The 11,616-nt window shown below is 47.4% G+C and carries 9 protein-coding genes and 1 pseudogene; 2 read left to right on the top strand and 8 right to left on the bottom strand.

Annotated features, from left to right (window positions below):
• Positions 1-193: 193 nt before the first annotated feature.
• From ACTHO6_RS04885 to ACTHO6_RS04875, 3 genes are all read right to left on the bottom strand, one after another.
• Positions 194-481, bottom strand: a complete 288-nt coding sequence (locus ACTHO6_RS04885; protein WP_440239945.1) for a hypothetical protein — start codon at positions 479-481, stop codon at positions 194-196.
• Positions 466-606, bottom strand: a complete 141-nt coding sequence (locus ACTHO6_RS04880; RefSeq protein ID WP_440239943.1) for a PD-(D/E)XK nuclease family transposase — start codon at positions 604-606, stop codon at positions 466-468. The genes ACTHO6_RS04885 and ACTHO6_RS04880 overlap by 16 nt, the downstream gene beginning before the upstream one ends.
• Positions 607-674: 68 nt before the next feature.
• Positions 675-827, bottom strand: coding sequence for a PD-(D/E)XK nuclease family transposase (locus ACTHO6_RS04875; RefSeq protein WP_440239941.1), 153 nt, complete (start codon positions 825-827; stop codon positions 675-677).
• A 191-nt stretch (positions 828-1,018) separates the two neighbouring features.
• On the opposite strand from ACTHO6_RS04875, the gene ACTHO6_RS04870 reads away from it, so the two are divergent.
• Positions 1,019-1,243, top strand: a complete 225-nt coding sequence (locus ACTHO6_RS04870; protein WP_440239939.1) for a helix-turn-helix domain-containing protein — start codon at positions 1,019-1,021, stop codon at positions 1,241-1,243.
• Between the two features lie 123 nt (positions 1,244-1,366).
• Here the strand turns inward: ACTHO6_RS04870 and ACTHO6_RS04865 are convergent.
• From ACTHO6_RS04865 to ACTHO6_RS04845, 5 genes and pseudogenes are all read right to left on the bottom strand, one after another.
• A pseudogene (locus ACTHO6_RS04865) lies at positions 1,367-2,242 on the bottom strand (tyrosine-type recombinase/integrase).
• Positions 2,243-2,366: 124 nt separating this feature from the next.
• Entirely contained in the window at positions 2,367-2,861 is a 495-nt protein-coding gene (locus ACTHO6_RS04860) for a hypothetical protein (protein ID WP_440239937.1), read from the bottom strand.
• A gap of 416 nt (positions 2,862-3,277) precedes the next feature.
• The gene (locus ACTHO6_RS04855; protein WP_440239935.1) at positions 3,278-5,686 is read right to left on the bottom strand and encodes a hypothetical protein; all 2,409 of its coding nucleotides are present in this window, start codon (positions 5,684-5,686) and stop codon (positions 3,278-3,280) included.
• Positions 5,687-5,811: 125 nt separating this feature from the next.
• On the bottom strand, positions 5,812-8,952 hold the full coding sequence (locus ACTHO6_RS04850) for an S-layer homology domain-containing protein (protein WP_440240094.1): 3,141 nt from the start codon (positions 8,950-8,952) through the stop codon (positions 5,812-5,814).
• Between the two features lie 454 nt (positions 8,953-9,406).
• Positions 9,407-10,615 (bottom strand): TolC family protein, encoded by a 1,209-nt coding sequence (locus ACTHO6_RS04845; protein ID WP_440239933.1) that lies wholly within the window; start codon positions 10,613-10,615, stop codon positions 9,407-9,409.
• Positions 10,616-10,889: 274 nt separating this feature from the next.
• Between ACTHO6_RS04845 and ACTHO6_RS04840 the strand changes: the two genes are divergently transcribed.
• Complete coding sequence (locus ACTHO6_RS04840) at positions 10,890-11,549, top strand: YigZ family protein (RefSeq protein ID WP_440239931.1); 660 nt, start codon at positions 10,890-10,892, stop codon at positions 11,547-11,549.
• Positions 11,550-11,616 lie beyond the last annotated feature (67 nt).

Raw genomic sequence — 11,616 nt, 5'->3', positions numbered from 1 at the left:
ATGGCTGTTCACGTGGGGGCGGCTTTGCTGTTGTTGCGTCAACTGGAGAGTTGCGTCGATGCATACGCCTATGTTATTTGTTTCGGGAACGTAGGAGTGGGAGAAAGCCGGTTTTTCTGCCTCCTTTCGATCAGGAATTGGTCTCCAACAAAGAGAAAACCCTTGTCACAACTGGACAAGGGGCGAGGTTCGTCTAGTGGAGTTGCTGTTTCAGTTTTTCGATTTCTTCTAAGGAAAGTTTGGTCAGCTTTGCGATGCGTTCTGGACTCTCACCTTCCGCAAGCATTTCCTTTGCAACTAAAAGCTTTCCTTCCACCAAGCCTTCTTCTCTTGCCTTCTGCTGCCGAATTTCTGCTTCCCGCACAGCAGCCATCTCGTCCAGAATCGCCTTCCGTCGCGATTCGTATTCCACCCACTTCTTCTCGTCGCGGCTCAGGTCTTCCCACTCGTCAAACGCCCGTCTCATCACTGGATCTCGCATCGCGATCGCCTCCAATTCCTTGCGAATTTCTTCGTGGTCGTCTTCGCCAATTCCGTGTATGGCATACCCTTTTGCATCTGGACAGAGTAGATGCGCGACCAGTAGTAGAGCGTGCGCTTCTCCATGGTCTAATCAGAATGCATCGGCATTCTGGTTAGACACAAGTGCAACTTTGGCTCTGCCGTCGCTTACGCTAGGCAATCGCCAAGTTTTCTATGTCGAACTTGTTCGCAAGCTGAATCTCGATGTTGACATGCTCGCCCTGTTCTGTTTTAGCGTGGATGTCCATCAAGGATGCCTTATCCTTGATGTGTTCCCGATTGATTTCCGGATTGAGGATTTCCACCGAAGTGATCTGCTTCTTAGCGCGGCATTCAGAAAGGCAAGGAGAATCGGTTCGTTCCCTGTATGTACTACCATTATACCACTGGAATGCGTGTTCGACACTCCTACTGGAACCTCCTGTCTGGTCCTGGCTCAAGGGGATTCATGTATGCTTTTCCCACCACCTTTAAGCTTGTCTTGAGGTGGTTTATCATGACTGATTTAATCAAGCGTTTAGGCAATCGCATCCGGTTCCTCCGCAAAGAGAAAGGTCTTAGCCAGGAACAGCTGGGCGAATTGTCCGGTTTACATACGAACTACATCGGGCAAGTGGAGCGCGGGGAAAAGAACGTTACGGTGGAGAGTCTGGAGAAGATTGCCAGAGGTCTTGGCGTTACGTTAGAGGAACTTTTCCAGCACATTGACCCTGCTCCCTAAGCTGACGAACTGCGCCAGCTGATTGACTTACTGGCGGAGCGCTCCACCCAGGATCGCGTATTGGCACTGAAACTGGTGCAGTCCGTGTTTGAATGGGAGAAAGAGAAGTATCAGTAGGAAAGTCTACAGCAGGTTTACTGCCAGTTCCTTTTCCTGCTTGCTGATGTTGATGTAGTAGTGAGCGGTGGTCTGGATGTGTGCGTGTCCGGCCAGCTTGCTGACAGTGGTAAGCGGGACTCCCTTTTTCAGCAGGCGGGAGCAGAACGTGTGGCGGAATTTGTGCGGGTACATCTTGAAGCCTAATTGCTTTTCCAGTCCTTCCAGCATGGTGTTGACCGCGTCCTTGTGCAGCTTTTCGGCACGCTGGCTGACAAGGAGGTAAGGACTGTCCTTGTGCTTGTTTTCTTGCCGTTCCGTCCGGACGTACTCGCGGATTAGCTCTGCGAGGCCTGGCCGAAGTGGAATCTCTCGGTACTTCCCCCCCTTGCCTGTGACACGTAGGGTATTGGTCAGGTAGTCGATGTCTTCAAGCTAGATGCCGCACAACTCGCTGACCCTTACTCCCGTGTAGAGCAGCAGGTGAACGATCAGGCAGTTTCGCAGGCTTACCTTGCTCCTATCCTGGACAAAGAACAGTAGCTGGTTTACCTCCTGCTCGGAGAACACGTCTACCTCACCTTCGCTGCCAGCTGCTACCTTGATCCGATCTCGCTGCAGGGTGACGACCTGTTCCGTCAGGATGCCTTTTCCGATCAGGTACAGGTTGTACGCTTGCAAGGAGTTGATTTTCTTGTTGATCGTGGCGACAGCGTACTTCTTCTCGACTAGGTGGTTCTTGTAGCTGACCACGTAGAAGCGTTTCAGGTCTGTGTCATTGTCCACTCCCATGCCGGACAGGTACTCGTAGAATCCCCGCACGTCTCCCACGTAGGACTCGATGGTTTTCGGTGCGATTCCGTTTTCGATCAGGTACTGTTCGAACAGCGCAATTTGCTCCACGCTTTTTCCTCCTTTCCGAACACAACGCAAAAATGCCCTACATCCACTTGGGGACGTAGGGCTGTGGGTTTGGGCACTTTCTGAATTTTTGCCTCGTACAAGGCGTTCTGCGCGGTTATTTCGGTTACTGACTATGACCGTACCCGTAAAATTTGCGCAGATACAGCTTGACCGCCGTGTTGACCAGGTTGTTGATCCGGTCGATCTCTCCTTTAGCATGTAGTTCCTGCACCTTTTCGTAGACGTCGTTTTCGAGGTAGGTCGTTACCCTTCTGTAGCGTTCCTCGAAACGGGCCTTACGCTTTGGAATCTTTGCTGCTAGGTCTTGCATTTCTTTGGGCTGCTCTACAGACGTCCTCGCAGCTTCCGCAATCTCCTGTAGCTTATTTTTGGGACGCGGCTGTACTCTGACGGGTGATGCCTGTTCAGTCAGTTTCAGACTCGGTGCAAGATTCCTTCTCTCCTGTTCGTTTTCCTCTCCTTCCTTGTTCGGTATTACAGTTCCTCTCTCTGGAGAAGATTCTGTTGGCTGGGCTTGATGCTGGCTAGCTTCGAGTTTTGCCTTCTTTGCATCATAGTTGGCAATCGCTTTGGCAAAGATTGATTGTTTTCCGTTCATTTCTTCCACTCCTCGTTACGTTTCGTTTCCACCTACGTTTCTGTCTACGAAAATGTAGATGGATACGTTTATGTAATTGTTTCGGAAAAGAAGGAGTGAAGGAAAGCCGGTTTTTCTGCCTCCTTTCGGGAATGGTATCATAATCATTATATATGTCTAAATTTTCTGATAATACAGTTTTTTGCAATTCGGGATTGCCTCCCTTGGAACTGATCGCAGTTTCTAAAGTTTACAGTGAGAGAAGTTTGACTGATTTGCTTGTCGTGGCTGCAAGGTCGGTGATGGACTTGTTAGGGGAAAGGAAATGCAGTGAGGTACCAGAAAGTTTTGCAGTGAAATTGGGGGAAAGAAAGAGCCTGCCTCTTTCGAGACAGGCCCTTTGGATGGTGTCAGACACCTTCCATGTCATAAAATAATTAGTTGTGTACGGATACGCCAGCTTTAACTCCGTATTTGTTCTCATCCAACAGGGTTGCACCAAGTGTCTTAACAGTAATAACTTTAGTAGGATCCCAGTTAGAAGCAACTTGACCAGTGTAACCTGTTCCGTTTACTTGAGGAGTAATTGTGATTTTTACTTGTTTTGCGTTTCCAGGTACCAATGCAGCTGCAACACTAGCAGCAGATCCGCCAGTACCACCCGTTCCAAGAGTACCCAGGTTCAACAGATCGGAACCTACTTTAATTTCAAAGTCTGCTGCCAACTCAGACACTGTATCAATTGCAGCAGTGGAAGTGGTATCAATGTTCTCGTTGAAAGTTAGCAAAATGTCATTGCCGTAAACTTGTACGGACTGTACAACAGCACCTGTATTATCAGCAACTTTAGCAGTCAGGTTAGTTGTTACAGCAACATTACCTGCCTTATCCGCTACATTGCTTACAGTGAGAACAGCGTCTGCACCAGTTGGGTTAACACCAAAGTTGATGGATTCAGCTGGCAACTCAATAGTAACGCTATCCTTCGCAGTGCTATTGAAGTAGATTACAGTGCCAGTAGGCAGCGCTGCGCCATCCAATTTGTAGTTGCTCAGGTTAAGAGCAGAAGAGCCTACTTCCTCTCCGAAATCAACTACAAATTTGTTTGCAGAACTTTGGAGAGTGTCAATTGTAGTTTCGGTGTCAAGTGTTACAGTTGGTTTAGTTGTATCAGCTGGGTCACCTACAGTTACTGTAGTGGAGGCTGCAGTGTTCAGGTTGCCAAGAGCATCTTTCACTGCACCTGCACCAATTTGAACGGTATAAGTACCGTTTGCCATAGTACCAGATGCTACAAAGTCGATTTCAAGGACTTTAGGAGCACCAGATTTACCAACGGTTGTAGCATTAATAGCAGGATATCTTACACCGCTAGCATCAGTAACAATGATTTTGCTCTCATCAATATCAGATGCAGCAGCTTTAATGTCTTCATTGAAAGTAACTTCAATTACTTCTTTGTTTGCAGAAGCCTTAGCCGATACGAAAGCAGGGCCTTGAGTATCACGGTTAAATGTGAAGCCTTGGGAGTATGCTACGTTCCCATTTCCTGCAGCATCCTTAATTACATCAGCATCAAGCAGAAGTGTCACTGCCTGAGAAGCAGCTGTGCTAGATGCATAGATACCATAGTCAGGAGCACCTGCACCACCCAGGTCAAAAGCAACATCATAAGTTTTTCCGGATGGGTCTACAGTTGTGTTCTTGGTAACAGTAACAGATGTACCAGAAACACCATCGGCATAGACAGTAGAACCTTTGAGAACTTTTACGTCTCCATCTTCTAGATCAGATGCAGAAGTACCCAGTTCTTCGCTTACTACAAAGCGAACGGTGTTTTGGCTAACTTGTGTTACGGAAGTAATCGCTGGTTTTACAGTGTCAGCTGCTGGAGTATTGAAAGAACCATTGTACAAGTTCATTTCGAGTCCCGCTTCATCTTTTGCACCTGCAACATAGAGAGTCACAGTGCTGTTCGCTGCCAAAGTGAGCGCTTGTGTTTCAACTTGTGTAGTGGAGCCAGAAACAAAGCCAAAAGTTACTGGATTACCATTTACACGAACCACGCTTGGAGCAGTAGCCAATGGCTCAGAGAAAGTAATAACAACTTTTCCGCCTTTGTATTCTGCTTTAGAGACAGTAGGCAGTGTTGTATCAGCGAATTTTGCAGTAAAGTCACCGCTTTCGATTGCGTTACCATCTGCGTCTTCTACGCCATCCACTTTATAAGTAAAAGTCGCATTCTGAGCTTTCTTTGTTGCGAAGGTCAAGATTACCGTCTTATTATCATCTTGCAGTTCAGCTGTTGCTACAGAGCTGCTAAGAGCAGAACCATTCTCGAAGTACAGTGTCTCATCTTCTGCAGTTGTTTTGTCAACTTCTTTGTTGAATTTAACTTCCAACTGCTTGAGGTTAATCGCACTTACCGACTCAACTTTCAGTTCACCAGGAGCACCGTCGACTGCATCGTTACGAGGATCGTAAGAAACACCATCAGTGCCATCAGTGTTTACTGTCACGTAAGAGCCTTCAAAATCAGCTTTGGTCAGGTCTCTCTTAGCTTTTGCCAGAGTGCCTTGAGCCAAGATTTCGCTGAACTTAGCGCCTTTGCCGTCAAAGTCAACAAACACCAGGTTTTTAAAGTCGCCATCTGGATTAGCAGCATTCAGCCTGGAAACGAATTCCTTTTTAGCTTCAGCACTCAGTTGGAACAGATCATCCAGCTTATAGAATTTATCTACGCTGCCGCCCATGTACACACCCTGTGTTGGTGCTGCAAAGGCAGAAGCAGCCATGCTAGCGAATACTGTAGCAGAGAGCAGGGAAAGAGTTACTTTTTTATTCACGTACTACCCCTCCGTATGGTGATAAGGAATTTTTATATAGTGAGTATGTAGAAACAGCGGAAGGAGGTCCCTCCCTCCGCCGTTCATCTCACTTTAGTGCAGAACAGACACGCTGTTTATAAAACTTATTTAAAGTTTACAGTTGTAGTATCTGTTTCGCCTTCTTGGCTTGTTACTGTAACTTTCAGGGAGGTTACATCAACAGAAGCAGAGAATGCAAACTTGATTTTGTTTCCTTCCAGTTTACCAGTGAAGGTTTCACCGTCGAGTGTAATTGTTGCAGATTTCACATCGCTTGGATCAATACCTTCGTTCAAACCAACAGTGAACAGGTAGGAAGTCGCAACACCGATAGGGAATTTACCGTTTTCTACATTGACAGAAGTAGGAACAGCATCCCAGTCATCGTTACCGCCACCGTTGTCACCACCGAAGGATTGTTTCAAGAAGTCTTCAACAGCCTTCTCATCCACGCCTTCTTTTTCTACCCAGTCTTCGCTACCTACGATCAGGACGTAGTCATAACGATCACCATCGATTTCGTCGCTGTCCAGCAGAACGATGTAGTCGCCTTCTTCTACACCATCTTCAGCTTCGAAGTCATCGTATACGTCGATGAACGCAGTGGAGGACTTCGTCAGCAGTTTACGAGTATCGTTAGTGCCAGCTTTGTAAGTGATGGTGTTGCCATCAACATCATCTACACGAGCAACAGTCAGTTTTGCGATGCTAGCATCTTTCCACTCGGAATCATCCAGCAGTTGTACGTTGTCGTCTTTATCGATGAAACGGTTGTTAACCACTTCGATAACGTCGTCAACCACTACTTCATCATCAGAGTTCAATTGGAATGCGATGAAGTCGCCGCGTTTGATACCACGATCTTGCAGCTCTTCACGATCATCGTCCAGTTTGTACTCTTTTGTTGTTACAGTGTCGCCATCTTTAGTCAGAACTTTGATGGAATCTTGTTTGTTCACAGAACCGAACTCTGTAACTACACCGTAGAAGGTATCGCCAGTCAGGCCGTCGCCTTCTACTACGAAGATTGCTTCTACTTCGTCTTTGTTTTCGTCAACGGAGTAGTAAACAGTCAGATCGTCTTCGTCCGCGATGTCTTTGAACTTCGCGATGCCTGGGTTTTTCAGCTCAGCGCGTTTTGCAGCTGTATCCAGAGCGCCAGTCATTTTGAAGATCGCAGTTTTGTCGGTTACTTCGTAGTCGCCAACAACATCGTCGGTTTCGTCTGCCAATTTATCCCAAGTAGAACCGGAGGATTTGATCAGTTTGGAGTTCAAGATTTGAACTTTGTCTACTTCGCCTTGGGAATCCAAAGTTACCTCGAGCAGAGCGATAGACTCATCTTTGCTTGGTTGCAGGATTTCTTCCAGCTCATCAGCGTCCATGTTGTCGCGGCCATAGTGTTTGCCTTCAGCGTTGTAGATGTCCTCTTTGTCCAGAGACAGAGCCAGTTTTTTGCCTTTTTGAGTCAATACAGTGAAGTCATAAGTGTCTTTCGCAGTGTTGTAAACAACACCTTTGGTAACGATTGCTTTTTGTTTGCGATCGTCGATTGGATCTTTGGTTTCAATGTGACGAACGCGGCCGGAAGCATCCAGTACCAGTTTCACAGTTTCGGAATCCAGGTTGGAAATCAGATCCCAGTTGTTGCCGTCCAGTTCTTTCACATCTTTGTTTCCGTTGTCGGAGTAAGTAGCACCTTTGTAGATGCGGTATGTTTTGTCGCCAACAGTCAGACGGTAGTCAGAAGTGCTGCGGCTCACTACTTTGTCAACTTTGCCTTCTACTACTGTGCGGTTAGCGAATACCAGCAGTTTGTCTTGATCGCCATCAGCGTAGTATACGGAGTATACATCGCCTTCTTTCAGGTCGCTCAGTTTCGCTGGTTTGCCATCCAGGAATACCAGGAAGTCTTTGCCTTCTTCTTTGTCATCCAGCTCGTTGAACTTGCCAGTATCGAGGTTGGTGATTTTCTTCTTCTCAACGTCGATTTTGCCGATCACTTCAGAACCGTACTTCAATTTGGAGTTCAGGTTCATTTTGGTGTCGTCAATCACGTGCATGTAAGAAACTTCGTTATTGCTGTCCAGAACGACTTTTACACCAAAGGTGTCGTTAGCAGCGATGATTTCTTTCAAAGCGTCAACTGGATCGCTGTAACGTTTGAAGTTGTAAGTAATTTGGGAGTTTTTGTTGAAGCGGTAAGTTTTGCCGCTTGCATCCAGTTCCACTTTCAGATCAGCCAGATCGGAAGTGCTGAGGTCTTTACCGTCAGTAGTTTTGCCTTTGAGAGTAAATTCGCTCAGACGATCCAGGATTACTTCTTGGTCTTCGGAACCTTCCATCCAAACGATTACGTCTTCACGGTCGTCTTTGATCCACACTTGTACGCGTTGACCAGCGAAGTCGTTAGGGTTGATACCGTCAGCTACTTTGTAAGTAGTGTTGCCCAGACCAGCTTCTTTACCGTTCAGGGTAACTTCGTTCGCTTTCAGTTTGCCCAGGCCGATTGCTGGTACGTTCGTAACGAGTGGCAGATCGTCGGAATCATGACCTTGCTCATGAGCCCACTCCATGTCAACTACTGTTACTTTCAGGTATTTGGTCAGGAGGTTTTTGTCGGTTACTTCGTAACGAACGTCAGTTCCGAATTCAACTTGCTCCATCAGGTCTACGCGAAGAGCGTTGTCGAGCATTTTGAAGATGTCGCCACGAGTTGCTGCATTGTTAGGAGTGGCGATGCTCTTCGCAATGTTCAGCTCGGAAGCTTTGGAGATCATGCTGTTTGGCCATACGCCACGAACTGCTGGCTCATAACCCAGTGCACGAACGATCATGGTTACTGCTTCTGCGTAAGTAACTTGGTTTTGTGGTTTGAAGGATTTGTCCGGGAAACCTTTTACGATTTCTTCGCCGGAAGCTACGTTTACGAAACCAGCAAACCAATCAGTAGATTTCACATCTGTATAAGTAGTGTTGAACTGTGCCAGTTTCGCACCTTGCTCCAGTCCGCGAGCGCGAACGATCAGAGTTGCGAACTCTGCACGAGTGATGGTTTTATCTACACCGTAATCGCCGTTGCCATAACCTGCTACCAGGCCGAGAGCTTCCAGGCGCTTAACGGTTTTTTCCATAGCAGCGTCCATTTTAGGAGCTGTAGTAGTTGCATCTTCTGCTGCGAAAGCCATTGGAGCAACAGAAAGTGCAAGTGCACTAGCCAATACACTGTTAACGACCTTTTTCATAACCTTGTGTTCTCCTCCTCTAGTATAAACAAATTGTTCTTGGGGAATATTTGTTGGTAATCTATCTTTCTTTTTAAAGCCCGAATCCTGCAAGCGCGTGTCACCTCCTTTCGCAGGCCAGCTTCGCTTTTTTGTGTTAAAAATCTCTAGTATATTCAGTATTGTGTAAAATGCAACAATCACTAGTGTAACACAAGTGCTAGAATTCGTGAATCTTTTTTACACAATTCCCCGTATTTCGTGTGACATCCTATTAAACGCCTGAGCCAATCAAAAGTTGCGGCGCCTTCGAAAAAAATTTAGGATTTTTTCGTGGGTTCCTATTCACCTGTCGATTATGTACGAAGTGACATCCGCCACAATTCGTATTATAGGGTACGCAGGGCGGACTGTCACCATTGAACCTTTTTCCAATTTTCTTTAACGCTTTACAAATCTTTCTTCCCTATCCAGCTTAGTTGCCCAGTGCTGTTTCAAAGTTTACGACAGCCAGGTTGTAGTTCAAAATCGCTTTTTGGTACTGGTTCTCGCGGTTAGACAGCTCTTCTTCTGCCTGAATCACTTCGAGTGTCGTCGCAAGGCCGTTTTCAAAACGCAGATTGGTCAGGCGGTAGCTCTCGGCAGCGGAGTCTTTCGCGATTTTCTGGAACGCAATCGCCTCTTTTGCCGCATTCAGATTCAGATAGGCTTGGGCCACTTCTTTGGAAATGGCGCGTTTTTGTTCTTCAATGGCCATTTTCGCCTTTTCCACGTTATTGCGGGCTTGACGGCCTTGGAGCGTCGACAATGCCGAATACTCCTCGATCAATTTGACGTTCAGCTCTGCCAAATTCAGTTCTTCCTGCACTTTGGTCATCTCTACGCGTTTGGTGAGCGCCTCTGCCTGGGCTTGCTCCAGGGTAAGGGAAATCGGTGCTACCTGTTTGTTGTTGGAGACGATCTTCCACTTTTTGTTCAAATCCACGCCGAGAAAATCATTCAAATCCATCCTAGCCACCTCTACCGCATTTGCTGCGGAGGTCAAGGCAGCCTTTGCACCTGCTACGCCCATTTCCGCTTGCAGGACGTCCGTTTTTGCCTTGGTTCCCACGTCAAAGGCCGCTTTGGCCACTTTCAGCTGCGTTTCTGCACGCGTCAGGCTTTGTTTTTTCAACTCGTAGTCGTCCTGTGCGAAAATGAGGTTGTAGTAGGCATTTTGCGCACCCAATCTGATTTTGGATTCGGTTGCTTTTACCGCCAGGGCATTCAGCTTTTTATTGATCTCGGCTTGGGCGGTCCCTACGTACTTGGACTTGGCGGCGTTCAATTGTTCCTTGATCCCTTCCAGCGAGTCGATCATGTCTTTGGACATGTTCGCTGCGGACATGGAGGAAAGCGTTTCGTTGATATCCGCATTTTTCGCATCCAGGCGTGCGTTTAACAGCGTATTGTTGGTTTGCAACGCTTGTGCAATGGCTTTCTCCAGCGTCAGTTCCTCAACGGCAGCCGACTCGGGTTTTGCTGTATTGCTTGTATCCGCCGCTACGGTTTGTGTTTGCGCCGGCTTCGCCGCCTCTGTTCCCGTATTGGCAGAAGCGGTCAAGGTTCCTGCTCCAATAGCGGTTGTGAGTACAGCTGCCAAGCTGATACTCATCCACTTTTTATTCGAATAAGGAAAATTCATGTGATTCCCACTCCTTTAGTTGTATTGATCGTAAAACTTTTCACTACTTGAAATATTACAGTTTGTCCCAAGAACACTATATCACAGAGTCATGTTTCGTACACAAGAAATTCGTGTCCTGCCAGCATTTTCATAAACGCCTGCACACCTTACCATGTATAGCGCATTCTCGCCCTTCTTTGCCCCCTAGATTACTACGATTCTGTGTCAAAAACATTTCAGGATTCGCCAAGCTTATTTCTACATGCTATCCTTTTCTTGAGGTGATCGATCGATGCTTACCGAATACAAAACCGTCGCTGGTTATGGAGAGGACACGATTGTCATTGAGCGTTCCCGCTTCATTGGCTACGCGCAACGGGTTACGACAGAAGAAGAAGCGGTTGCGTTTATCGCGATGATCAAAAAGAAGCACTGGGATGCTACGCACAACTGCTCCGCATTTGTCATTGGCGAAAACGACCAGATTCAACGTTCCAGCGACGATGGCGAGCCTAGCGGTACAGCAGGCAAGCCGATCCTGGAGTGCATCAAGAAAAATGGCGTAAAGGACACCGTCGTAGTGGTCACCCGTTACTTCGGGGGAATCAAGCTGGGAGCTGGCGGACTTGTCCGGGCTTATACAGCGGGAACGGTTGCAGCCTTGAAAGCCGCGAAAATCGTTGTGCATACGCTGCACCAGGCAATCTCGGTGACAGTGGACTATACGTGGTGGGGCAAGGTGGAGAACGAGCTACGTATCGGTGAATATCGGGTGAGCGGGACTGATTTTACGGACAAGGTTACCGCGCATGTGCTGATTCCCGAGGGAGGGCAGGATGCGTTTGTGGAGCGGTTTACCGATTTGACGAATGGACAGGCGCAGATTGTCCTGGGTGAGAAGGAGTATGTCGAGGTGCCTGTGGAAGCGGTGGGGGATGAGCAGGGGGAGTAGAGAGCTGCCGCTTGGAGAACCCTGTTCTTGTGTAATTCTCAGGCATGTATACAAAAAGAAAGCGGAA

This window comes from Brevibacillus sp. SAFN-007a (genome assembly GCF_051967035.1).
In the GTDB taxonomy this organism is placed as follows: Bacteria; Bacillota; Bacilli; order Brevibacillales; family Brevibacillaceae; genus Brevibacillus.
This window is presented reverse-complemented; position numbering and strand designations above follow the sequence as displayed.